This window comes from Candidatus Nitrosocosmicus oleophilus (assembly GCF_000802205.1).
Lineage (GTDB): Archaea > Thermoproteota > Nitrososphaeria > Nitrososphaerales > Nitrososphaeraceae > Nitrosocosmicus > Nitrosocosmicus oleophilus.
The window spans coordinates 3,155,031-3,179,368 of the sequence record NZ_CP012850.1; the positions used below are offsets into that span (position 1 = coordinate 3,155,031).

The 24,338-nt window shown below is 33.2% G+C and carries 28 protein-coding genes and 1 tRNA gene; 12 read left to right on the top strand and 17 right to left on the bottom strand.

The window, feature by feature from the left end:
• Nucleotides 1-8 precede the first annotated feature (8 nt).
• The 3 genes from NMY3_RS15175 to NMY3_RS15185 form a co-directional block, all read right to left on the bottom strand.
• Nucleotides 9-536 (bottom strand): MASE3 domain-containing protein, encoded by a 528-nt coding sequence (locus NMY3_RS15175; protein WP_196816649.1) that lies wholly within the window; start codon nucleotides 534-536, stop codon nucleotides 9-11.
• Between the two features lie 237 nt (nucleotides 537-773).
• On the bottom strand, nucleotides 774-1,931 hold the full coding sequence (locus NMY3_RS15180; protein ID WP_196816650.1) for a response regulator: 1,158 nt from the start codon (nucleotides 1,929-1,931) through the stop codon (nucleotides 774-776).
• 589 nt (nucleotides 1,932-2,520) lie between these two features.
• A complete protein-coding gene (locus NMY3_RS15185; protein WP_196816651.1) occupies nucleotides 2,521-2,874 on the bottom strand; it encodes a hypothetical protein in 354 nt (117 codons plus the stop codon).
• A 560-nt stretch (nucleotides 2,875-3,434) separates the two neighbouring features.
• Between NMY3_RS15185 and NMY3_RS15190 the strand changes: the two genes are divergently transcribed.
• Both NMY3_RS15190 and NMY3_RS15195 read left to right on the top strand, forming a co-directional pair.
• Nucleotides 3,435-4,016, top strand: coding sequence for a hypothetical protein (locus tag NMY3_RS15190; RefSeq protein ID WP_196816652.1), 582 nt, complete (start codon nucleotides 3,435-3,437; stop codon nucleotides 4,014-4,016).
• 410 nt (nucleotides 4,017-4,426) lie between these two features.
• The gene (locus tag NMY3_RS15195; protein ID WP_196816653.1) at nucleotides 4,427-5,056 is read left to right on the top strand and encodes an HNH endonuclease; all 630 of its coding nucleotides are present in this window, start codon (nucleotides 4,427-4,429) and stop codon (nucleotides 5,054-5,056) included.
• A gap of 200 nt (nucleotides 5,057-5,256) precedes the next feature.
• On the opposite strand, the gene NMY3_RS15200 is transcribed toward NMY3_RS15195, so the two are convergent.
• The 3 genes from NMY3_RS15200 to NMY3_RS15210 form a co-directional block, all read right to left on the bottom strand.
• Entirely contained in the window at nucleotides 5,257-5,727 is a 471-nt protein-coding gene (locus NMY3_RS15200) for a hypothetical protein (protein WP_196816654.1), read from the bottom strand.
• Between the two features lie 562 nt (nucleotides 5,728-6,289).
• The gene (locus NMY3_RS15205; protein ID WP_196816655.1) at nucleotides 6,290-7,276 is read right to left on the bottom strand and encodes an LpxD N-terminal domain-containing protein; all 987 of its coding nucleotides are present in this window, start codon (nucleotides 7,274-7,276) and stop codon (nucleotides 6,290-6,292) included.
• A gap of 344 nt (nucleotides 7,277-7,620) precedes the next feature.
• Nucleotides 7,621-7,827: a hypothetical protein gene (locus NMY3_RS15210; RefSeq protein ID WP_196816656.1), complete on the bottom strand. Its 207-nt coding sequence runs from the start codon at nucleotides 7,825-7,827 to the stop codon at nucleotides 7,621-7,623.
• 447 nt (nucleotides 7,828-8,274) lie between these two features.
• On the opposite strand from NMY3_RS15210, the gene NMY3_RS15215 reads away from it, so the two are divergent.
• The 5 genes from NMY3_RS15215 to NMY3_RS15230 all read left to right on the top strand — a co-directional run bounded on the left by NMY3_RS15215 (nucleotide 8,275) and on the right by NMY3_RS15230 (nucleotide 10,897).
• Entirely contained in the window at nucleotides 8,275-8,865 is a 591-nt protein-coding gene (locus NMY3_RS15215) for a hypothetical protein (RefSeq protein WP_196816657.1), read from the top strand.
• Between the two features lie 284 nt (nucleotides 8,866-9,149).
• Nucleotides 9,150-9,419 carry a hypothetical protein gene (locus tag NMY3_RS15220; RefSeq protein WP_196816658.1) on the top strand — a complete coding sequence of 90 codons (270 nt, stop codon included), beginning with the start codon at nucleotides 9,150-9,152 and terminating at the stop codon, nucleotides 9,417-9,419.
• Nucleotides 9,420-9,656: 237 nt separating this feature from the next.
• On the top strand, nucleotides 9,657-9,785 hold the full coding sequence (locus tag NMY3_RS16940) for a hypothetical protein (protein WP_257719991.1): 129 nt from the start codon (nucleotides 9,657-9,659) through the stop codon (nucleotides 9,783-9,785).
• A 142-nt stretch (nucleotides 9,786-9,927) separates the two neighbouring features.
• Nucleotides 9,928-10,455, top strand: a complete 528-nt coding sequence (locus NMY3_RS15225; protein ID WP_196816659.1) for a hypothetical protein — start codon at nucleotides 9,928-9,930, stop codon at nucleotides 10,453-10,455.
• 145 nt (nucleotides 10,456-10,600) lie between these two features.
• Entirely contained in the window at nucleotides 10,601-10,897 is a 297-nt protein-coding gene (locus NMY3_RS15230) for a hypothetical protein (protein ID WP_196816660.1), read from the top strand.
• A 202-nt stretch (nucleotides 10,898-11,099) separates the two neighbouring features.
• On the opposite strand, the gene NMY3_RS15235 is transcribed toward NMY3_RS15230, so the two are convergent.
• Nucleotides 11,100-11,372 (bottom strand): winged helix-turn-helix domain-containing protein, encoded by a 273-nt coding sequence (locus NMY3_RS15235; protein WP_196816661.1) that lies wholly within the window; start codon nucleotides 11,370-11,372, stop codon nucleotides 11,100-11,102.
• 393 nt (nucleotides 11,373-11,765) lie between these two features.
• Here NMY3_RS15235 and NMY3_RS15240 point away from each other — a divergent pair, with 393 nt between their 5' ends.
• A complete protein-coding gene (locus NMY3_RS15240) occupies nucleotides 11,766-12,266 on the top strand; it encodes a winged helix-turn-helix transcriptional regulator (protein ID WP_196816662.1) in 501 nt (166 codons plus the stop codon).
• A 145-nt stretch (nucleotides 12,267-12,411) separates the two neighbouring features.
• Nucleotides 12,412-12,684 carry a hypothetical protein gene (locus NMY3_RS15245; protein ID WP_196816663.1) on the top strand — a complete coding sequence of 91 codons (273 nt, stop codon included), beginning with the start codon at nucleotides 12,412-12,414 and terminating at the stop codon, nucleotides 12,682-12,684.
• Nucleotides 12,685-13,547: 863 nt separating this feature from the next.
• Here NMY3_RS15245 and NMY3_RS15250 read toward each other — a convergent pair.
• The 7 genes from NMY3_RS15250 to NMY3_RS16765 all read right to left on the bottom strand — a co-directional run bounded on the left by NMY3_RS15250 (nucleotide 13,548) and on the right by NMY3_RS16765 (nucleotide 17,766).
• Nucleotides 13,548-14,324: a hypothetical protein gene (locus NMY3_RS15250; RefSeq protein WP_196816664.1), complete on the bottom strand. Its 777-nt coding sequence runs from the start codon at nucleotides 14,322-14,324 to the stop codon at nucleotides 13,548-13,550.
• A gap of 350 nt (nucleotides 14,325-14,674) precedes the next feature.
• Nucleotides 14,675-14,950: a DoxX family protein gene (locus NMY3_RS15255; protein WP_425319414.1), complete on the bottom strand. Its 276-nt coding sequence runs from the start codon at nucleotides 14,948-14,950 to the stop codon at nucleotides 14,675-14,677.
• On the bottom strand, nucleotides 14,950-15,108 hold the full coding sequence (locus tag NMY3_RS17120) for a DoxX family membrane protein (RefSeq protein ID WP_425319381.1): 159 nt from the start codon (nucleotides 15,106-15,108) through the stop codon (nucleotides 14,950-14,952). Before NMY3_RS17120 ends, NMY3_RS15255 begins: the two co-directional genes overlap by 1 nt.
• Before the next feature lie 219 nt (nucleotides 15,109-15,327).
• Entirely contained in the window at nucleotides 15,328-15,705 is a 378-nt protein-coding gene (locus NMY3_RS15260) for a VOC family protein (RefSeq protein WP_196816666.1), read from the bottom strand.
• A 216-nt stretch (nucleotides 15,706-15,921) separates the two neighbouring features.
• Nucleotides 15,922-16,194: a hypothetical protein gene (locus tag NMY3_RS15265; RefSeq protein WP_196816667.1), complete on the bottom strand. Its 273-nt coding sequence runs from the start codon at nucleotides 16,192-16,194 to the stop codon at nucleotides 15,922-15,924.
• A 529-nt stretch (nucleotides 16,195-16,723) separates the two neighbouring features.
• Nucleotides 16,724-17,032, bottom strand: coding sequence for a hypothetical protein (locus NMY3_RS15270; RefSeq protein WP_196816668.1), 309 nt, complete (start codon nucleotides 17,030-17,032; stop codon nucleotides 16,724-16,726).
• A 269-nt stretch (nucleotides 17,033-17,301) separates the two neighbouring features.
• Nucleotides 17,302-17,766, bottom strand: coding sequence for a collagen-like protein (locus NMY3_RS16765; protein WP_261340106.1), 465 nt, complete (start codon nucleotides 17,764-17,766; stop codon nucleotides 17,302-17,304).
• 285 nt (nucleotides 17,767-18,051) lie between these two features.
• Here NMY3_RS16765 and NMY3_RS15280 point away from each other — a divergent pair.
• Nucleotides 18,052-18,126, top strand: a tRNA-Val gene (locus NMY3_RS15280).
• A 1,205-nt stretch (nucleotides 18,127-19,331) separates the two neighbouring features.
• The gene (locus NMY3_RS15290; RefSeq protein WP_196816671.1) at nucleotides 19,332-19,535 is read left to right on the top strand and encodes a hypothetical protein; all 204 of its coding nucleotides are present in this window, start codon (nucleotides 19,332-19,334) and stop codon (nucleotides 19,533-19,535) included.
• A gap of 56 nt (nucleotides 19,536-19,591) precedes the next feature.
• On the opposite strand, the gene NMY3_RS15295 is transcribed toward NMY3_RS15290, so the two are convergent.
• Nucleotides 19,592-20,902, bottom strand: coding sequence for a right-handed parallel beta-helix repeat-containing protein (locus NMY3_RS15295; protein ID WP_196816672.1), 1,311 nt, complete (start codon nucleotides 20,900-20,902; stop codon nucleotides 19,592-19,594).
• An 877-nt stretch (nucleotides 20,903-21,779) separates the two neighbouring features.
• Nucleotides 21,780-22,112, bottom strand: coding sequence for a hypothetical protein (locus NMY3_RS15300; protein WP_196816673.1), 333 nt, complete (start codon nucleotides 22,110-22,112; stop codon nucleotides 21,780-21,782).
• Nucleotides 22,113-22,383: 271 nt separating this feature from the next.
• Here NMY3_RS15300 and NMY3_RS15305 point away from each other — a divergent pair, with 271 nt between their 5' ends.
• Nucleotides 22,384-22,623 (top strand): hypothetical protein, encoded by a 240-nt coding sequence (locus tag NMY3_RS15305; protein WP_196816674.1) that lies wholly within the window; start codon nucleotides 22,384-22,386, stop codon nucleotides 22,621-22,623.
• Between the two features lie 1,191 nt (nucleotides 22,624-23,814).
• Here NMY3_RS15305 and NMY3_RS15310 read toward each other — a convergent pair.
• Nucleotides 23,815-24,048 carry a hypothetical protein gene (locus tag NMY3_RS15310; protein WP_196816675.1) on the bottom strand — a complete coding sequence of 78 codons (234 nt, stop codon included), beginning with the start codon at nucleotides 24,046-24,048 and terminating at the stop codon, nucleotides 23,815-23,817.
• Between the last annotated feature and the right edge of the window lie 290 nt (nucleotides 24,049-24,338).

Genomic DNA, 24,338 nt, shown 5'->3' on the forward strand with positions numbered 1-24,338 from the left:
AAGATACATTATGAGGTTTTTTGAAACTTTTCGACTAATTTTTTTTGATCGACATTTAGTGTAGGTGAATTTCGGACAGTTTTGTTCCCTTGAGTATCAGACGGATCTATTTTAGAGGATACCAAATCTTCTGGAAACACTGAAGAATATTTTGCTATTGCAACTAAAAGCATACTACTAAGAAATATCCTGCCAGCAAACCATGTTTGGGGAATAAAGTAATTCAGAAAATCTGAATTCTCCATTAAACTATATGATACCGCCACATGAAGTAAATCGATTAAGGCACTTACGGAAAAACCAATTCCAATAAACAAACTAAATTTATCATTCAAGTTCCTAGCGTGTAAGATGTAGTAAAATGCTGTGACTCCAGAAAATATTACAGCAAACAACTCTATGTAAAAGTGATGAATTTCCGAACCGATCCATAAATAAGGATTTACTGCCATAACCGTAAATAAGAAGAGCGGTATGGCAGGGATAAGAGTATATGTTATGAATCTCTTGTTTGAAAATAAGTCTAAGATCCTCAATGATTTTTGAAAACAACTATATAAGTATTGATCAAACAAAAGATATCCCATCTGCCATTGTACACTTGTCGATTGGTAAAATTTGATACAGTACTAACGTAAATTGCAGAGATCGACCTAAACCATATAAAGAAATTTGTTCGAAAATGACCGCTCTCGATGAGAAGAATGGATACAAAGACAAACCAGATGGATTAATTCTAATCCTCGATATCAGAATTTTTAAAGCTCCACACATTAGTCACGATACAGTATGGATCTTATAATACAAAGCAGAGCATCTGGTTCGATAGGCTTGCGAATAATTTCACTATGCTTGATTTCTGGAAAAATGCATAGCACCTCATCAAGTGCATTTAATGCAGAGAGGAATAGTACTTTTATATCAGGATTCAAAACTTTAAGCTGAGAATATAATTTGATGCCATTTAACTCAGGCATGCGTATATCCATTATTACAAGATGATAAAAATAGGGATTTTTCTCTGAAAAATGCACTAATGCATTTGATGAACTTGAGAAAGAGGTAACGTTGTATCCTTCACTTGAAATTATTGAATTAAATACAAAAAGGATATCTTCGTCATCATCAATTAATAATATATTAAATGACGAATTGTTCATATTTCTATGATCTTTTTGACTTTCAATGAAAATTCTATTCCTCTTATCTTCAATCTCTTTTCTCCTATTGGAATCACCTATCGGATTAACGGAGTATGCTACATAATTAGAGACTATGTCTTCATTAGTATTCTTCTCTAAAGCTTTGAAGGAATATTCTTGGTAAAATGAGGTAGTTTCTAGGACTTTAAACAAATCATTACTAATTATCATTTCATTTGCTGATGCTAAATGATTTATTTTAGAACATATATTGACAGGGGGTCCAAAAAGGTCGACATTAAGAGAATTCGCTGATACGGCTAATTCGACCTTCCCATAATTGGCGCTTATCCTATAGCATATGGATGACAGTCCTTTTTGGGAGAAGTTCAAGGTAATGGACTTTTTTGCCTCGATCATAGCCAAACCGCAATCAAGTACATCCTGAAAAGCCAACTCATTCTTAGAGTCCACAGTTTTAGGTAAGTAATACAACAAACCATCTCCGGAGTTCTTAATCACTTTCCCATGGTGCCTCTTAATTATAGACGACATGGTATTGAGAAAAATGGAATAATACTCTTTTATCTTATCGGATCCATTAATATCACAAGTATTTTTTGTAGAATCAACAATATTAACAAAACATACACAGTAATTGTGAGCACAATTAACAAAAATAACTTGTTCAATATTGAAGTTGGAATTAGAACGATTCTCTACCATGTTTTTATCTAGTTGATTCATACTCTGGTAGTATATTGGAGAGTCAAAACCAGTATAGTTCAATTACTGCCCACCCCCCAAAAAGGAGCGTAATTTTGAGAACTTCGTTGAGAAAGTCTGAACCATAAAACGCAATCCTCGTATTATGTCAATTGAGGGATTATCTCCTATAATGATATGTTTTGCATCATCCAAAATAGTGATATTGTTTGACATTCCCAATACTATACAATTAACGTATATAACTCTTTTGAATAATTTTTTAAATATTGGATATATTTTCCAATAATGGAATTTCATTCCATTTATCCACATAATTTGAAATGCAAAAAATAATTTATCATATGACCTATCGTGGTAGAAGACATTGAAATCTCTATGTAAAAAGTCCCCCTAGATTTTCATAGGTCATGATAGTACACTTTGATCCAAAACATCAAAAATTCAATAAATGAACTACAATCCTATCTATAGAATGTTTTATAGATACAAATCAAGATGGAAGAGTTTTCATTGTAGTCTTTGAAGAATCTATTGATTGTTACAAAATGTATCTACATTTGGAACAAAAATATATTAATTCTTTTTTGCTATCAAACAGTATTTATAGGCATGAACTTTTCCTGTTATGCGATTGAAGAATAGAACGTACTCATTGTAATGACAAATTATTCAAGTGTACCTCTGTTATATTCATTAGCGCATCTTCGACATCTTCATCGACCGGAAATCCCATTTCATCTTCTAAGTTATTTATTGCCTTATTCCAATTTTCTCCGCCATTTTGATCACCATCTTCTTTGTCCTCTTGTAATGCCTGAGAAAGGTTAGCCAATGCAGAATCATTGATACCATCAGAAAAATTAGTAGATTCTTGTTGCGGAGATGATGTTGAGGGTAGTGATGATGTGGTTGCATTTACAATTGAAATAGCAGGATGCCCAATTAGTATGCCCAAAACCCCAATGGTACAAAGGATAATCATAAAAAATTTTAATTCTTGCATCTCAGTTCAAATTATTGTTTCGATATATAAATATAGACAGTCACAAAATTGTTACAATTGGTAAAACAAGTTAGATACTTTACCCACAGTAGGACAAACAACAGAATTCGATGAAACTTTGTTAAAGTAGCAGCTTACCCTTTTATCACTTCTATTCTTGATTTTAGAGTGCGACCAAATACCCTTCATAACATATGTTTTGTGACAATAATTATGCTTGCTCATCGTTCAATCATCTGAATGGATACCAAGCGGAGATTAGGATGAACTTTACGATGCATCATCTCCATAATTTTCATCTGCAAGGCAAATTTTATCAAAAAGAAAAATTAGAAATTTTTCGGTTCTGATTATGGATAATTATTCACCCTCAACTTTGAAAGGATATACAATCAATTATGAAAGATTATGGAATCTAGCCAGAACCCTGGTCAAGTCATACGAATTCAATAATACTTTTCTCCAATCCATTTAAAAAAGGAATACTTCAATGTGTCGGATTGGGGAATTGTAATCATATTTTTAAATATTAATTAATCCCCTATGTACATACTAGGTAATTGATTAAACTATTAGGTATATCAGCTGCAATCATTTTCATTTTGAATGCGGTTTCACTAGGAGGGTATCATCAGGGTGGTTTGGAGATATATGCTCAAAGTAACTCAACGGTTGAGACCAAGAAACAACCAGCAATAGCTAACACTACTCAAGGTCAACAGGCTACTGTCACGGTAACTAAAATTGTTCACTGTGATTCCTCACTAGGTATTCCAAATGATGATTCGGTTTGTCAATTTGTGCTGGAGAATGTTGATGCAAATCAATTCAATTTAGTAGTAACAGGCAATAATCCAAATTTGACTAGTTTTCAAGGATCTGCTAATGGGACAACTATTTCCTTAAACCCAGGAAATTATACCATTTCAGAAACATCTTTTGATACTATGGATATCGAAAATCAGTTAGGTGAAACAGCAATTGTGACTATTTCAACAGATTCAAATGGTGATTGTTCATCTCAATTTAACGAAGTAGATACGTTCCAAGAAGCAAAAGGATCTATATCTAACAGCGAATTACAAAGTTGTGAAATTATTAATACAGTCGAAGTAAGTCAAGGTGCCTCGCCAGAAGCATAGTAAGTTCATAATGATAGCGGTATTATATAATATCTGGATAGGATGACCCTCCACTGTGAATCCAAAAAATAGATTCATTACGTTGTCTTCTTTATTTTATTAAAGTTACAAAAAGGTGCGGGAACTACACAAATCATCGTTTTTTCATTGACTGAAATTTTAAACTGATTCAGAGAAATTCTTTGTTAATTCATTGGGTGTTTAAATCCTTACTCCATATTTTTAAGCTTAAACAGATTAATCTGAAACCAAAATGTACATGAGCTAAAGACCTACTGCAAATATTTGGAGATTCAATATTCATAAAAATCTTGTCCCTTTGATTCAGATAGAGAAAAATTCAACAATCGTTATTAATCATACTGATATTTTTTGGTATATACCATTGTAAGTGTTGGTCCGATGTGATTATGGTCCTTTTGATCCTTTCTCTATCAACCGTTTTGAGTATGCTGGTTGCATTAGATGGGGCATTTGTCCATGACCTTTCCGTTTACTCATATGATACCCATTGCCTGGGAAATGATCCAACTGGCAGATTAGACCGACATTCGAATCTCTTAGGAACAGAATTGGTAGATTATTTAATGTGGCCATCCACCAGAACCGTAGATGAAGAAGGTTGTTCAACCCAAATCATAGATTCAAACGTTGATTTGGATTTGTTTGCTAATGTTTTTTCTGGCCATGTTGAATTAAATGATTTTAAATTGGTACCTTTTTCAAAGGTTTTCGACTTGCTACTTCGGCCTTCATCGATTGTCCTATTATTATCAATCGTGGTTACTGGATTAGTTTTGAATTCTCTTAAAAAATTGAGAAAGAGTACGAATAGGGTTAGAAAAGGGTTTTCTCAAGGCACAAGAGAAAGAATTCTTAGAAAGCAAAATTATAGATGTGCTTACTGTAGAAAGGCCCTAAAGGTCATAGATTATCATCACAAGAATGGCAATAGGTCCGACAATAGAGAAAATAACTGTCAGGCACTTTGTCCCAATTGTCACGCCATAAAAACTAGAAACAAATTAGTCAAGAATTAGAGTCGTTTGTTTACCCAATTGACGTTAGGTCTGAAAAAGTTTAATCTGGGAAACCGAATTTTGGAATTCTAATAGCACAAAAGGCACAATCATCAAGCCCGTACCGATACCATGATGACAACTTGGATCAAATCCTTATGGACGACTGTAATTCATCATAACGACAATATAAGGTTGGCGTAAATAGCATTAAAGGAAAATTAACTAGCTTCTGACGATTCAGGTCTTTGGATTATTTTGTCCAATATTTCTTTTACCAAAATTGATTTTTCCTTTATTGATCCTTCTCCAACAGGGTATAAATTGTATTGCTGGTTTAGTAAATCATTACAGCGATCCAGATCCTTATGGTAAACAAATAGCACACTTCTAAGGATACCTATATTTGAATGTCTATTAGGGTTCTCCGAAGATCCAATAATGTTCCCAATGTTTTGTAAATAATAATCTTTAGTTTTGTTTAACGTCTTTTCTAGTCTTTCAAAGAAATCAATGAGAGCAAAATTATTATTGTTATCATGCTCATTTTTGATTTCTCGCTTTATTCTTTCTCTATAGTATTCGAATGAGCAATGAATTATATCGGTATACCTCAATTTATTGTAATTGGGGGTATCAAAAACCATAATTCTTCCATATGTAAATAAATCATATAATGCTTTTCTTGGCATAAACATCTAACAAATACCAAAAATTTTGATACAAGTATATGTATGTATATGAAAGATAAAAATAATCATTCATATCCCCACACACCAAAAGGAAGAAAAGTGCACTATTGGAACAGTGAGATAATTAGACAAAATGAGCGGTAAGGAGAGTTAGCGTGATATTTGTTATCCAGATGAAAATATTTGAGTTGGACTATCAATGAGATCTTAAATTGTTTTGTTTGTATGATTTGCATATATCGGTTGTTTCCGTCAGGGTTAAATCCGCATGAGTATTTTACCAGTTTCAATACCAGTCTATTCAATTATATTAGAAACAGAAGTGTGTTTGCGCTTTTTATAATCAAACAATCGTGCAAAAACAAAATTTCAACATCACGTCATTTTTATTACATTACCAGAAAGCCTAATGTTTCCAACTAAGTAAACAACATGGATCGAGGCCCGTTATTTTGTGATAAGAGGCTCCAGAATAGTTAGACATAAGAAGACCTATTGAGGACATAAAAGAAACATAGGTGTCTTAAGAAAGTACGAAAATAAGAGAAATCGGGATGTATTTTTATTGCATCCAGTCTGATTTTAAATGTCCAGCCATCAAAAAGAGTTTTTCTTTATTTGCAGTTACCTTCTTTTTAATAGATTTTGCCGGCACCCCTGCAACAATGTCTTCATCTAGAATGTCATAGATAACAGAACTGCCTGAACCCACAATAACATGATCACCTATTTTTATCTTGTTTTTTATAGTACTATTTAGTCCTAACCAACAATTATTGCCAATGGTTGTACTCCCACCTACTATAGTTCCAGCTGTTAGTTCAGTATTTTTTCCAATAGTAACATTATGGGCGATATGACACAAAGCATCAATTTTGGTTCCTTGTCCTATAATCGTGTCAGAGAGTGATCCTCGTGCTATAGAACAATTTGCGAATATTTCTACATCGTTTTCTATCACCACTTTACCATAGTGTGGAAATTTTTCTAGTTCTAAAGCATCATCTGTTCTTTCAAATGCAAATCCATCAGATCCAATAGTTGTGTTTGGTTGAATAGAACAGTTATCGCCTACTTTACAATTTTGCAAATTTGCTTTTGATTCTATTATAGTATTATTGCCAATGATACAATTATCACCTATAACTACGTAATCGTCAATATAACAATCTCTTCCTATCTTCGCTGAATCGGCTATAACAGCACTCTTGGATATACCGATTTTAGGTAGAGCATGGGTAATCCGCTTTGCAAGTCTTGTAAATTCAAGTCTAGGATTATCAACAAATATCAATAGTTGTCCCTCCTTGTGATTTGGATATACCAGACCCTCCATACTTTTTTTACAAAGTATAACGCCAGCATTTGATTGTGAAATAGAGAGCATGCCTTTGTATTCCTCTGAAGAACAAAATGAAACATCATCTCGTGTTCCAGTATGCAATGATGACACATTTCTTATTGATTTTGAGTTAGATTTTTGTCCTTGAATCGTATAATCTGAATCGGTTATGTGCTGTAATAGTGATTCAACTGTCCATTGAACCATACCGAATTTATTTTTCTTTTTAATATAATTGTTTTCTATAATATTGTATTAGAGAAATGATAGTATGAATTCGGATATGATAATTTTAGTTATGGCTAAATTGAAAAAATATGGCCGGTGTGGAAACTAATCCATTTATTGATCGATAGGGATTAATCAAAGTTAGGTAATCAATTCAACGGCGGCTGCTCATTGCTATTATGAATGTAAAGAAAACACACAGAGCCTTAATAAGATACTAAGCTATTCTAAAATAACTAAAAATGTCAACAAAAAATTTGAATGGTTGATTATATTTCTAGCACAATGTGTACTTGTAAGAATATCCAAATAATCGTTGATATTTAATCTAATAATTTAATCGTAACAGGTCCTCCGCTGAGAGATTTTTGCTCCAAACGGATAATTGACCGCTTTCCACGATACATAACATAAGTTTCAAACTCCCTTTCTCCATATTCAAATTTGACCTTCTTGTTCAACCACTCTTTAGGTACTACGGCAGTGAGTCCCAACCCCGGTACTTGTCTAAAATGGGTCTTGCAGGTCATATTATCTTGAAACACATTATATAATATGGTCAAAAGATAAAAAACTTATTCAACGAATGTTATTATATTATATGTTTTAAATTTTGTGTGTAAAATACCAATCTAAACTTTGATTGGAAACATTTTCCATTTTTCTTCAAAAATAGAAAACCGTTAAATGCTTTTGAATTACATTATAAATCTATAACTCAGTGATACTTGCGAACTAGAATATGAAATGAACAGAGTGAAAGTACGTTTATACTAGACCAACTCCAAAATCATATCCTTACTCGAATTTAATTTGATAATTTTTAGAATCCCATGAGTAAGAGATTTTTTGTGATAATGGGTTCTAAAGGTTGCTTGATCCAAATAATGGTTCATTAATCTTTCGTATGTGAAACTAATGGTAATAAAGACCATTTAATACCAATCTTTATATAAGGCGATTGACAATTATGAGTAATGTCAAAACAAGATAAAAGAGAAACATCTACCTCCACATCCAGTTCAACTACAAAAGATAATATTGATCAAGCAGTTCAAATCAATAGTGAAATTTTCAATCGAGCTGTAGAAGAGAATACACAAAATCTGAACCAGGTATTTGATGAGTCCAAAAAAAGCATTGAAAGAAACATCGCAGAAGCAAAAAACCAAATCCCATTATACACAAAGTCAATAAATGAAGTTCAAGAGCAAGCTGTTCAAGCTACAAGAGATATCGCAGAAAACTACCTCGACTATCAAAAACAAACCATTGATTCTTTTCAATCTATAGTAAAACCATATTTTGAAAATGCAAATAACCAGTTATGGAATAACCAAGATATATTTAGAAGATACCCAGAAGTATATTCAAAAATAGCCAATAACTATGCAGAAAATACAGTAGCTATTACCCGAGTATGGAACAATATCGCATTTTCAAATGTTGAAATAGTAAAAACAGTAATCAACAACACAAAAGAACAATCAAAGCAATTTGCAGAAATTGGAAAAAGAAACGTAAAAGTTTACGAGTCTTTCGAAAGAGAAAACAGAAACAGTCTTTAAATAAAATACTCTTGACTCAACTTGTAGTCAAGAGTTGTATTTTATTTACTTTTTTTTGATTAACAAAGCATGTAGCATAAAAATAACATTTAGCATCATGTGCCTAAAAGAATAGTCAATTTTCAAATATCCAGTATTTATTTGGGACTCGATAAGTATCAAATCATCGGGTTAAAATTAGGAATTATAATATAAACTTTTTAATTTTAAAGTACTCAAAAAATTTACAGTTTTTAGCTTGAAAAGTCAAATATCTAAAGATCTTCCCAATAATAATGGTTTAAATGTCTACGATAACTAAAACTCCAATTATTATTGCAGTGCTTGCTATCGCATCATTATTTGTTGCAGGCCCAGTCTCAATGAGCATGGATGAACTAAATGTTTACGCAAGCAAGAAATCAGACGCCGCATCACAAGGTCTATTACAGGGTCAATTGACTGACCAATCCAGTGAAGTCTTTTCAGAGAATGGATCCAGTACTGCTTCAGGTAATAACGTTGATTTATCGCTCAACCTAAATGATGGCCAAAACGCCTTAGGTCAACAATAATCTTTATTTTTTCTAAATCTTCGACAAATTATTTTTCTACAACACAATTTCCAAACATAATTTTAAGTCCCATACACGGCTTCCAATGATGACAGTCTTAATTCAGCATACTCTATGATTATGATATTTTGAGGTGTCACTTCCTATATGCAAGATAATATAATAGTAACAAATCTGATGAGTGTTAAATCCACCTTCCAATCATGTTATCAATAGATATTAGATGAGACGATCGGTTTGAAACCTAGACTAGAGATAAAAAATATGATTCTGGACTTACCGGTGGTATTCGGAGGTGGTGTGTTCCTGGACTTCATCGTAGAACCTATAGAAACGTTTGATGGTCAAACTAAGAATCAGGTTTAAAAATGATAAATCTAAATTCTCAGATCAGTTATAAATAAATATTCTGTAAAATTATTCTAAAATTATCGGATAGAACTAAATATGCTAAAGATCTTAAAAAATTATTATATCATATAATTTAGGTATAGAAATTAATACTAAAATGTTTAGGTCAAATAATACAAAATCTAGCACAGTATTAATTGTAGTAGCACTAGCAACAGTAATGATAATGGGTCCCCAAATATCAAACTTGGGAGATGCACTTGCAAAACAAAAATACAACGATTGGGATGATTGTAGAGACGATCACAGTAAGAACTGGTGTAAGAAATATTTCAAGAATCATGACAAAGATGATGATGATGATGGAAATAGAGCATCACAAGGTATTGGTCAAAGCCAATCATCAAAGCAGAACAGCCAAGTAGTTTCTGGTGGCGATACTGAAGATTCTGGAAACAACTTTAGCTTCCAAAACCAAGAAAATTCTGGAAACAACGCACTAGCACAAGACTCAGATGATGATGATGATGATGATGGAAATAGAGCATCACAAGGTATTGGTCAAAGCCAATCCTCAAGCCAAAATAGTCAAGTAGTTTCTGGTGGAGATTCAATAGGCTCAGGAAACAACTTTAGCTTCCAAAACCAAGAAAATTCTGGAAACAACGCACTAGGACAACAATAACTCTTTTTTTTGTGGGCTTTCCCACATTAAAGAAGGTCAAACACTATGATCTAAAATAAAATATTTACGACCTTATACCTATCAAACATCTTAAAATATAGTAATTATCACTAGAATATAGTTGCAGATATCAGAATTATGTAAAATGATTGAAGAATCATTTCGTTCGGGAAAATATCCTTTAACACAAGAAAGTGAAAAACAAAAATCACAACTTGTTAAAGTAATAAATAGGTCAGATTCAGAAGACATGAAAGGAGATAATATAGTCATTGAGACCAGGATCACTGATTTTTTTGTGATGAACAATTATGTGTCAGAGATCACTCATTTACCGGGAATGATCGAAATGGATGCATTGGATTCTTTTAAAATGCTTAGTAGACGTATAGATAGGGTTAAGAACGATTTAAGTAACATCACCATAAAAAAGGGAAAGTGATAATTTCACAGCAAACCAGCAATAATTTTTATTCCTATTTTGAGAATCTTTATAAGCTTTTAATTTAGTTAAAACCTGATTTTCAGAGGTTATCAGATATTAAAAAATGTTTGAGGACTAGTCATAATACAAATAATAAAAGAAATAATATATTAGACCACAATAGCGAGACAGATTCAAGAAAAAGTGGTATAAAAAATTCCTAATTAATTATGGTTTTATAATTTCTAGTTGGGGTCGCAAGTAATTCTTCGATTTCACTATTCATCTTTAAGAAAATTAGTCCTTTTTGGGTGGTTTTATATTCCGATCCCTCTATATATTCAATTAAATCATTTTCTATAAGAACAGAGAGGTATTCTTTAAGTTGTGCGTAGCTTAGAAAAGCTTTGTACATGATTTTAGTTTTGGTAGCGCCACCATTGGCTGCTTCAAGAATCATAGCTACGATTTCGGTGCGGCTTCTATATTTCATAATAATATATATAACATCACTAGTATATAACCGTCTACAAATTAGAGCCAATATCGCTTACAGCCTTATGAGCACGTATGCCTAGAAAAAATAGGTGAGTAACACTTGATGTGGGTGACAAGATTCGATCCAGTTCGTCCTAATATCCACATGCTTTTGAAATTTACAAGATAATTAAAGAATCTAAATGCATAATTAATCCAATGAATGTAATGAACATTAATTAGCAATAGGTCTATAAATATCGCGGTTCATATTTTACCATAATTACATAAAATGATACTGTCAACGTGCCCTCAGTCTAAACATCAGTCATTTTTAGCAGTTTACTATCCAAATACTTTAAGATATACTAAATATAGTATAAGATTGAATGATGGAGTGAAAGTATAGTTGAGATACCCGAACGAATCCGAAAAAAGAGGGAATGACGGGGAAGAATGTATAATAAGACCTCAAGTCAAGATTGTTAACTGTCCCATCAAAACAAGTCTAGGAGTATTAGGCAAGAAGTGGACCATGCTAATAATAAGAGACATTGGTTTTCTAAAAATAAAGAGATTTAATAGAATTTTAGAATCAATACCAGGACTAACACCAAGAGTATTATCAATGAGGCTAAAGGAGTTAGAAAGAGAGGGTATCATAAAATGCAGGGAAGACAGAAATGATCAAGTTATAGTATTATGGAGTTTGACTGAAAAGGGGGAAGACATCTTACCTATTTTACTTATGTTAACGGCTTTTGGGTCGAAATGGTATCCTGAATTTGTTTTTGAGGACAAAAAGCCAAGGAGATTAGACGAAGTATTTTCTCAACCCGAAACAAGACAAAGGATACTTGAATATAACAAAAGGTACAGGTTTAACCATAATGAAAGAAACCAACAATAAACCAAAAACATGATAATCGAGCAATAAAGGAGCTGATATAAACTTTTATAGTAACATAATACCGTCATCAAAATCTAATAAAAACAACTAGTAACAAGTATCCAAACTATGATATAATTAATTTCAGTTATACTTTATGATTATAATGAGTAACATAACAAAAAACTATAAAGCAGGAATCTTTACAATGTTTATTGCAGCAGCCCTAATAGGTTCAGTAGTAGCCTTTGGCGATAACATGGCATATGCAGGCGGAAAAAACAAGAAATCTAATGATGCAGAACAAGCAATTGAACAAGGACAGGCAAGCGAACAAAATGCACAATGTGTATCTGGTGACTTCTCATTAATATGTGGAAATAACGTAGACTTGCAATTACAAGCCCAATTAGGCAATTTGGCATTAGGCCAACAATAATCTTTTTTTTAAAACACTTTCGATTTCTGATTTTAAAAAAACCAATAACTATTAATTCTTTGAAGAACACTTGAATTGAATAACTATCATTCTTTTAACATTTACTCTAATAATAAAAGCGATTAAAAGATAATTCACAAAAATTACTCGATTTTATGATCCCCCGATCATTATAATTTATATCTAGAAACGGTTAAATTTAGAATCATTTCAACGATTCCATTATTTTTTGAAAAATTAATTAGTTCTCGATTTTGAACCTAACCAATTGAATCGTTGTCAGGAATAATTTTAAAACAGAGTATTCAAATAAAGAACAAAGAGAATTGACCAGGATAGTTCAATTAACATCAAAACTAAAACACGGGTGTGCTATTAGATAGAAATAGGTTAGATATACTATATAAATTGCAGCTCAATCGGCTCATTGGCGAACGTAACTTAAGACTTGATTAGTTACAGGAAGCTTAGTTCTACATATTCATTTTAAAAGATAATTGGGATAATTAGAACCTTGAATACCCTAGGATTAGATAAAGTTACAATACGATTATATTTTTTTCGTGTTTTCTGAAAAAGAATCGATTAATCCTTGACACTAAACAGAGTATGAAGTAAAATATCAAATCAAAAAATCGGTTCAAAAGCAATATCATATACTACATGGAGTTACTGATTTTTGAATCTTGTTACCTATTATTGCTTTTTTATGTATTTGTAACCATCTAACATCAAATTTAATCTTCGGCTTCAATGTTTTGAATTATCATACTAAATGAAAGTTAGTGTATAAGAACTATTATTTTTTGATCCATTTGTATATTTGGCGGAAACTCTGTCCTGAGGATCCTATGGTGAATCTTTCAAGCAACCTCGTATTCCATGTTCTGTCCTAGGAGTTTTCCTGAATAAGCAAAATCGTTCTTCATGATCGAATCAACATAATTGGAAAATATAGAACCGTCTATACATGAACCATGCATAGGATAAATCATCTTGGGCTTTAATTTCTCTAATCTTTTGCTGGTTATTCTTACTGGCTTTTCGCTCGCAAAGATTCCGACCGCCTGATAAAGAGCAATCATAGAATCGGACAGATCCTCTGAGATAACAGGTTTGTTGAACCCTGGTTGTATAAATAAATCCGAGGTAAAAAGTGACTTTGAATTCTCTTCAAATATCATCATACTGTCCCAATGATGTACATGAGGAGTCATAATAAACCTCAGTGTTGCTTTTCCTATATTCAATTTTTCATTGTCCCAGAACGAAATGTGATCTAAAGGAACGTTATTCCAACCAGTTAAGTTTAATTTGGAACTGAGATCGCTGCATACTAATCTTGCACCTGGACTGTTTAGAAACTCCATACCACCCCATTCATCACTCTCAAAGTGCAGAAAAGCTACATAGATTAATTTTTCCAATCCGATTACTTCCTTAACTTTCGCCTCAATCTTTTCATACATCCCTACCGGACCTGTGTGAATCAAGATAGGTTTTTCGTCATCAATCAAAAGTTGATTAAAGGTAATTCCGTAGGTGTCATCAAATCCACAGATTCTGTAAATTCCATCATTTATTTCAGAAAGGGAGACATCAATTTTGCTTGGATTAATATTTTTGCTTACTTCAGGCATATTTGCTAGTATCAAATCAAAGAAATAAATATTTTCGAATCCTTATCTTGCCAATAACCTATATCAATATATCAAATGAAAAAATAGAGAATTTTGGTCAAGGAGCGAAGTAATTAAAACGCAAAATATCTAATTTTTTAGTATTCTTAGTGTTACCTTAAGATTGGGAATCTAATTCATTTGATCGGAAGACGACATCATGAAAACGCTCCAAAAAAAGTAGGATGAGAAAAAATCTTTGTCTGTAATTATTAATTGGAGAAACATTAAACTCAATTTAGAAAGATCATGATCAAGTTCTTTCGCACCATAACAGGGTATTTAGAAATTATTTGATGCTGATGCTGACATCATTTTAAGGCTTGCAACATATCCTTTTTTCCTGTAAAAAGTTCACGATTCATGATATTCCATTCAACTGAAAATCTACCAGGTTCTGTCAATGTCAAGGAAATAGAAATAGCCATGAATCGAATAGGTATGGACAACAAACCCAATTCATTAGCCTCAGGAAGAACCACTACATTAGAGGTATTAACTATTATGAATGCAGAGATCATTTCTATTGCAAACAAGAGTGCAACAATTCTGGTCATTAGTCCAAGAATTAGAAATAGGCCACCTATTACCTCAAGAAGACCCCTATTAGCAGAGCCAACTCTGTAGGAAGTCCAATCATGTTGAAATAACCCTGTACATGAGATAGATGGATAAGTTTTGGCCATCCGTTCGTAATAAATAAAGTTCCGAGCACAACTCTTAGTATTGGCGGTCCGATAGTCATTAAAATGCGGCTATCACCAATATCTACAATGCCTACCAATAGACAAATGTCACTTTAGCAAGAAATTAGAAAAATTAACATTGTTATGAGAGTAAGATGATGAATATTCAAACCTATGGATGCTTCGGCTATAACCTGATCAATAATTTCATCTACTATCATGTGAAAGAATAGTCACAATGTGTACAAAAATAGATAAGGGAACAAAAGTAGATTGGTCTATTTTTTTATGGCCTCGTATAATCCAAACATGTTATTTTCTGTATCTAGAAATACTATTATGAATCCCATGTCAGGAATTTCGGTTTTTGGCATTATTACTTTTCCCCCTGCTTCTTCAATTCTGGATGCGTAGTCATCAACAGATGGCACAGTAATGTAATTTGTAGCAGAATGTTCTGGAGCTTGACGTTTCATTAATCCGCCTCCAATACCTTTATTCCCATTTTCGTCTTTAGTTTCAAAAAACCAATAATCTTTAGAAGAGTCTTCAGGATTGCTTAATTTTTGCGTTGACCAATCAAACACTCCCTTGTAAAATTTTATTGCCCTTTCTACATCATCTGCGGGGATTTCAAAATGTTGAACGGTAGGCATTTCAAACAACTCCAAATATTGAAACTATTATTTTACTCATTGTCTTTAATACAGAATACTATTTAAAAGGAAAATGGTAAAAAAAACTTTGGTACAATGGGTATTCTTTTAAACAATAATGACGGCAATCAGAGTTCTAAGATTACGAAAAGCTCAAAAATATGGTTGTAACAATTACTGATAATGTTGGAGATAACAGGAAAAAAATAGAGTTATTTATTGTCCGTATATATTATGGCCAAGATTTTCACTGGCTGTTGCGTCTCCAGAGTTACAAGAATCAATGATACTTGCATTGGGTGAATAGCACTGTGCACCTTGTATGGATCTTTGTGTGTTTCCTAAGGATTGATCAGTAGTACTACTACCACCTAAATCAAAACCCAAAAAGGCAAATGATAAATTATTGGTAGAAAGTGATACTGAAACCACCAGCAAGAGAGCAATAGAAGCTAGGACTATTGTATTCTTAAAAGGCTTTTTATGCATTAATATTACAATAACGTTAAGCTATATCGAGATTGTTTTACTTAAAACTGAATTCATATTACTATTATTTTGTCTTGTAATTTAATAGAGATTTTTGGTCGATAAGAAATTTTCACAGCCTGGCTGAGCATCATATTTTTAGACAGGTATGTAACTGTACATCTATTTTGCAGCCATTCTGTAAATCGAAAGTCCTAGTTATCAAATACGTGTGATTCTAAACTTGAATAGAATTATCAATTAATTCGATCTTTGAGTTAAATGGTTATGAATGAATTGGCTTCATAATCAACCTGTTTGAAATGTTATTAATTCATTCTTTTTTAGTAAACCACAAGCCACAATAGCATAATTCCGTTTTTCTTGCCTTATCGACACAAATAGATCCATCAATCCTAGCGGTTTCTGAATAATGATCATTACAAATTATTTTTTGACTTTATACAAATATTTCACCTTTTCGGCTAAAATGTACACTGTCCCTATTACTGCTTTGTCCACATTGCAATTTTATTCGTATTCTTTTGCATCAAATAGGTTTACTCTTTATGTGTCTTCTAATCCTCATCCAAGCTTGCTTAGTTTTATAATCCATAGGACGTATATTTGGTTCCTTTAACTTTCCATATCGCTCAAATTCTCCAGCAAATGCTGTTTGTAACCTGTTTAGAACCTCGTTCCTATCAGTCCCCACAATTACGGATTCAGTTGTATTTATACCAAAATCATATAGGATTTCTTTGGCAGCAATCTTGATTATCCCTAAAGGAATATCAATTGGAATAAGATTAAATTCATAGCCATCAACGGGGTCAGGTTGGAATAAGAATTTTGACACAGTTGTAAATCTTCGAACCTAATGGATATTAAGATATTTAGTAATAGTTCGTGGATTGAAATTATTAGACAAACAAAAAGGAGTTAAGGGTTGTCGAAGCAAAATGCAAAAGCCTGAAACCTCATCGTGTCACCAGTATTGCCTTGTGCATCCACCCTGAATGTATCTCCGCTCGGAGGTATTTGTTCACGGATCTGTTTAATGGAGCCAGGATTATTTGCATTAGCTACAGAATGAAATCCAGAAATTAGACTATCACCTGTGTTGCATTAAGCATCAGATGGTGCAGTATTTGGTGAAATCACTACAACAAGATTCCCATTAACCGTATAGATTTTACCTCCAACAGATTGGAGTCCGGCTGCTCCTGTTGCTCCAGTTTCACCTTTTGGCCCTTGTGATCCTACCGCACCTGTTGCTCCAGTTTCACCTTTTGGCCCTTGTGATCCTACCGCACCTGTTGCTCCAGTTTCACCTTTTGGCCCTTGTGATCCTATTGGTCCAATGAAACCTTGTGGGCCCTGAGCCCCATCTGGTTCCATAGGTCCAGTCGCACCATCTTTACCAGGTTCACCTTGAGGTCCTGTAGTACCGGTAGCACCATCTTTACCTGGTATTCCTTGCGGACCACGTTCACCTTGTGGTCCAAGAGGTCCTTGTTCTCCCGGAACAGAGGTACCTATACTTACTGAAGATAGATTGTTATAACTTAAAGAGGTCCTTTCCCCAGACACACACATACTATTTTGATTAGTTACTTGGGAACTTGATTTGTTCTTTATTACCTAATCTTGAACTTACTAAATTCAGTAAGATTCAAAATAAAGATAGGAGGTTAGATGATCTTACCAAAAACAGTAAGAATTCTAAATATGTTCATAATCAAGGTGAAAGCAAGAAGGACACTGAGGTTTCAAAAGGCTTTAGGAACCAAGATAGACCTTCACCTTCCAGCGAGGAAGAAAATAATGAACAATTATATATAAAGAGCAGAAAGAAATTGAATAATTGTAATACAAGGGCCGGTGGTCTAGCCTGGTTAAGATACCGCCTTGACATGGCGGGGGTCGTTGGTTCGAATCCGACCCGGCCCATTCGGAAATTTAGCCATTCTGAATAGATTTATTGAGATTTTCATGACTAATTGGCGTACTAGTTGAAGGATTTGGAGAACACCTTATAATATTTACAGAATTGCTGGAATTACTATTTTTCGTAGCGCCAGTGTCTTGGACATTACTAAATTCCGTAGCGGGGGTCGAATCTTCCTTAACTGAGGATGAACTTTTGAATTGAAGAGAATTAGAATCAATGTTTGAAAATTTTAATACCGCGTTATGGTAGCTTCCCTATATTTCTCCCTCATCAAGCCCTTGCGATATGGCTTTGTTCTTAACTTATACTTACAGCATGGACAATATGAATTTTCATCCCATTGTATGAAAAGCTCACATACGGTGCATCTTTTCTGTCCTCCCGGATATCTAGATGGGATATTGGGATTTCTTTTGACTCTGTATCTTTCGCATATTCCATTACAATTCAATTAACGTATTTTACGAAGAAATTTATACTTATAATCATTCTGGTACTTTTTTTTGTACAAAATATCTATTATATATTTACATTTGGTTGTACAATGGTTCGAATTTTGGATTTGAATAGTCGCCCAATTGGTGCACCTGGCTCTAATTTGGAGTTTGTGTTCATATATTTTGGTAAAAATGAGGTTGGTCTAACTAACTGAAATATCACCTGACCTTTTTTTTATATTACCATTGCTAGAAAAGGTAAAACACAGGGAACGGAACATATCGATCTCGATATTAGGGATCCAAAGCAGTTCGAGCCTATTATTACTATCCCAATTCCAAATTCGAGCTATTCTGCGATTCTCTTTGTCGATACCTATAGTAGTGTTAATTCATTCTTTTTATCATTAAATAATATTTTGAGATAATATCCTACCAACCGATCTACTATCGACAAGGCTCATCTAAGTTTCTAGAATGAGTAAAGAGGAACAACTTTTAGTTTATCCTTTTCTACCCAATTCTAGTTATTCCTTATGTAAACCGTTCTTAGCTTTTCGTTTAGACTAAAATCTTAATGCCTATCGAAAGAGATTTGAGATCTTGTTGGTATGATTATAATGTTTTGTTGATATTGTATATTGAGATAACCAGAATGGCCAGAGAATTTTGTTGACACATTTAGAGAAGATTATGAAAGTGAATGTATAAAACATGATTTAGTGATTTTTAGGTATTCTGGAGATCAAAGAGGAGTTTACTACCTAATGTATGGACGTAATATTGCAAGTGCTCCTCTAGTGTATTGTCCAAGTTGTGGTAAAAGGCTAGTTGAATCTCTAGAATCCTACAGGCAAGTAACCAATGTGGCTGAGCTTTCAGCTTATGAAAAATTCACCATAGTTCAACAACGTATGGAAATTGGTGCAAATTATGATATTCTAAGAAATTTCTGTTCCTATTTCCAATAAATATCTAATTAATTCTATTAAAAAAAGAGAAGATACAACCTATCTATTAAAGGATGTTAAACAATCCTTGCTGTGGTTCCAAAGTTCCGCACTAAGTCAACTCCTATATTTCCCTTGTTAAGGTTGACAAAAGAGTTGAGATATTTTGTGTCTATCGCTATGCCGTTTGTATTACCTTGTTCCTGTACACATCCTACTGGAAACTTTGTACCAGATTTGTAGAAGGTGTTGTTTACAAAACTGTTCCATTCGTTCTTGGGAATAAGGATAGTATTGGAATTATAGGCAATTATTCCACCCGTCCCCTGAAAAGTGTAGTACCCCAGTAATCTGTCTGAATGGTTCCCATAATTAGTATCCGTAAAAATGTTATTATCCAATACTGTTCGCAAGAAGGATCCTTGGATTCCGTTTCTTTCGGTTCTGTAGAATTTGTTTCCTGAAATCTCATCATCTATTGATATTGCTGCTTCTATTCCACCAACACCATAACTAAAGTGATTGTTAACACATTTGTTGTTTCTAGATATGTGTATGGAATTCTGTTCCCACCCTCCAGACAACTTTATTCCATAGGTATTCCAAAGTATGTTGTCAGAGATGAGGTTGTTTTCACAGAGGCTTTCATAACCTACACCATTACCTACGTTTAGGAACCTATTGCTTTGGATTATGCTGTTAGTTGATGCCCCCACACCTATAGCTTGGGCTGTGAGATTTCGAAACTCGTTGTGCGAAAAGTCACAGTCTACTAGGTTCCCACAGCCTAACATATCTTGACCCATTAAAGGCCCTTCAAATCTGCAATTCTGTATAATTAATGATTGATTGTTGTTTGTATTTTGAGCTGTGTCTAGGAAAAATCCAATGGTGGGGGTCGCTGGCTCGGAGAAAGACTTTAGCCATATATTAGATATGCGGCAGTTTTTAGTACCAGAAGATATCCATGCAGATTCAGACCGTCCAGTGCCATTGCCATTACAATTGTTTAACTCGATTTTTAGATTAGAAAGTGTAAAATCTTCTAAAGGAGTTGATGAAGGGCCTTGCCAATATCTGAATACGGTATCAGTAGTAAGATGGGACCGGAGTATGGTTTTTTCTGGATCTTCGCCTACCAAACCAGTAAAATGTTTTAAGATTATGGGTTTGTCTGCAATAGGATATAACCCGTTACGGATACAAGCTATACCACCCCCCAATGCATACATGGCCGTTATCACAGAATTAAATACAACAGATGCGCTTAAGTTTTTGAATTCAATTGCACCTGTGATGGTGTTTTTAGCCTGGAAACTACCTCCATCTAAGAATATTATAAAAGAAAAGGGACTCATTTTCTCAATTCTTTCTAATATAACTCGCAATCTACTATTTCAGTCCTTTCTCCTCTTGTCTTGCAGAATTAAAACCTGATAGGCAGAATTAAGAATTTGATTAAGGATATGGAGAATATCAAAGCGAATGGTATATTGATTGAATAGATAGATTGATTTTTCACTGGTATTTTTAATCAGCTTGAACATGCTTACAACCCTTTTCTAAAATAGGTTTTTGATAACATTGCAATAACATATTCATCTTAAAAAAGCAGACCTGTAGGCGATTTTGGCAAGAATGTTAACTTATACGGTGAAACAATCAGGTTATATCCTATTTAGGATCCCTCACAGGATATAACGCTGAACACATAACACTTAGACATGAGATTGCATCGACGGCCGATTCAACTATATCTAATTAGGATTTTAAAGATTTAAGTTTTTCTCATTTATTCAAATCGTATTCGATAGATCCAAATTTTATTATTGAGTAGGGCTGATAGAATACAGTGAATTGTGATCGTTTAGTCTTATTTTTGAGATTGGTCGCTGGCTATTTAACAAAGCTCGCTTACTAGCACCATATACAAAATGAATCAAAATTGAACAGATAGAATTGAGACATGTTAACAGAGATCAACTGTCAATATTCTGGCTAATCATTAAATCGACGTATAGAAATTAATAGTATGAATCAGCCCACAACTTGGACAGATTTTTTGGATTGGTCTTTGGTCATCAAGTTAAACCGAATTGATGAAAGTGTAAGGAGAAAAGATGAAGATATCAAAAAAGAATTTGAGAGGTTGTATCGCTAATTGGCTTGACTTCCTGTAATAAACCCCGTTAGAATAACAGAGTAGGTCATTTATCTGATTTGACCAAATTTGAAAGTGGGTGGCCCGTCATATTGGCAAAAATTTCATTGTTTTTTTTCTTTTAGATTAATAATTTGATTTTCTAGTCTTTTCATTTGCGAATTTAGTTGGTTTATCTGATCCTTAAGCTCTTGTTTTAATCTAAACATCTTTAATTCAATAGAGATATCGGCTTTTTTATATTGTAATGACAATTTATCAGCTTCAACTAATGGCATGGAAATTGCCTTTTCATACAGGGATAATCTCTGGTTAAGTATCTTGTAGACTTCATTGACCTGTAAATCCTTCCCCGCAATTTTGGATGCCAATTCAATATCGAGTTTTATGATTTTATTAACAAAATCATGGCTTGCCTCTCGATTTGATTCATCCATCAACTTATATGAAAAAATTTTACTAATTTAATGTTTTTCATGATATTCGATTTTTGATACAACATTGTATCAGAATTACAAAAGTTTAAAATATCATTGGATATTCTAACACAATTCAATAGTATTCATGAGATACATAATTCATAAACGATTTCAAATCTATGGCTATGCACTTAGGATCCTAGTAGATAGGTTTCCTAGAGGTATTCTGACTCTATTGTATAGAACTAAAAAGCGGAAATGTTAAAAAAGTTAAAATCAGTATATATTTTTGGATGACTTCATATCCCAAGACAACTGGTTGGGTGTCTGGATGAATATAGGTAGTGGATTATATGGTCCTGCCACAAATGTAACTCCTAATGGCGAGAAGCACTGGCCTCCCCTCAATGAGAGAGCAAGAACAGAATATATGGATAAATTGTGGCTTGATGAATGTAGTGCGGAACGCATGTTTCTTTCTTGGTTGACTAAATGTAAACATTATACTGCAGAATATTATGAAGATTGATTATCCATCTTGATGAATATTGAGTTTAATTCGGTGTTCGATGCCGCTAGAGGCCTTAAATCTTAAATTGTTGGAGAAAAAGGGCAAGAGTCAGCCTAAACCATAGTAGACAGATTCAAAACGATCATTTTTGATTTGTACATTTCAATGACCCATCTGGTTGTGTAAGTCGTAGAAGTGGGGACCTGTCTCTTCTCAAATTATTAATATCATTTTTCATCTGTATTTGTATCTAGAACCTCAACATAGTATGTGGAGAAAATGTATCTTTGTAAAAACTTTCTTCAATAGGATGACAGATTTTTATCTCTTTTTAGTTCCAAAAATTACTAAAGATGATAAATATTTAAGATAGAAGTTTAACGAAGTAGAAGACTAAAGGGATAAACTTCTTACATCTATATAGAGTGGTAAAAAAATGCTCTAAGAAAAACACCCTTTAGCATCTCATTACCAAGGCCTATCAAAAAATGAATGGCCTTGAAAATTTGGCCTATCCTATACTGATAATCGCTGTTTGGCATTATTGGAATATTTCGAGTCGGATTAAAAATGTCATTTTAAACCCCTTTTGAATATTAGCGTAACTATCGTATTTACCATTTAGAGCTTAAAGTGACCATTTGGGATGAAACGAATAAAAATCGCGACGTCGTATACTTGAGTATGAACTCTTACAAGGTTACCACTAATCTCAAGCTATTGGTCTACACGATAAAGACAAGACTATTTGGAAAATCAAAGCGGGTCGAAGTCTAACTAGTTAGTTGATTTTAACATATATTTGTCCTCATCTCTTGTAAAAAATTTGACCCATGGCAAAACTTGTAGAAATTGAATATGATAATCCAATACCTATTCTTCTAACAAAAAATTTCTAAATCTGAGGTATATACTAAAAAGCTCAACATTAGATTAATGCAATCAGAAGATGATACAGAATGTTTAGTCTAATGGTAACAAGATTATAGCTGGTGGGAGTTGTTGTGGTCGTGGCCTTCTCAAGTTGTCGTCCAAGAAACAGTAGAATGATCAGAAACATTTGAATATGGATACAGATTATTCAGCATTTGAAAAACTCCAAATTTCAAACTTAAAATATGGCTTGTGTATAAGTCAGCCTTAATAATTCCATATAGTAAACTTTTGTAACTAGCTGGATGTAGGCCTATTCAAACGATATACTCTTTCTCAAGCAACAAGTTGATCTTTTATCTTATCTATTTGAGCCTTCGATTCGATTAAATTTTTTCTATCCTGTATAATTTTGAATATTCTTAATTCAAAGCAAATCTCATTTATTCTGTAGTCCAAAAATTTTCTATCATCCTCAATTAGTGGCATATTTGAGGCCTGTTCATACAATGATAGTCTTTCCCTAAATATCCTGTAAATATTCTTATCGTCTGATATGTTCTCGGACATCCTAGATATTAACTCAGCATCTCTCTTTAGGAGTTCATTGACATATATTCCACTTGCTTCACTAGATGGTGAATAATACATCACTGTTAAAAGCATTTTGAATATATATAAACTTTTTCATAGTATTCAAACTTTATTGCAATTATCGACTAATCTTTATAATCTAAAGATGTTATGAAATGTTGAATACAATTAGAATTATCTCAGGATGTATCAAAAATCAGCATGTATGTAAAATTAATATTCGTTAGCATGCACATACCCAAGTATTGCTATCAATTGGTACTATG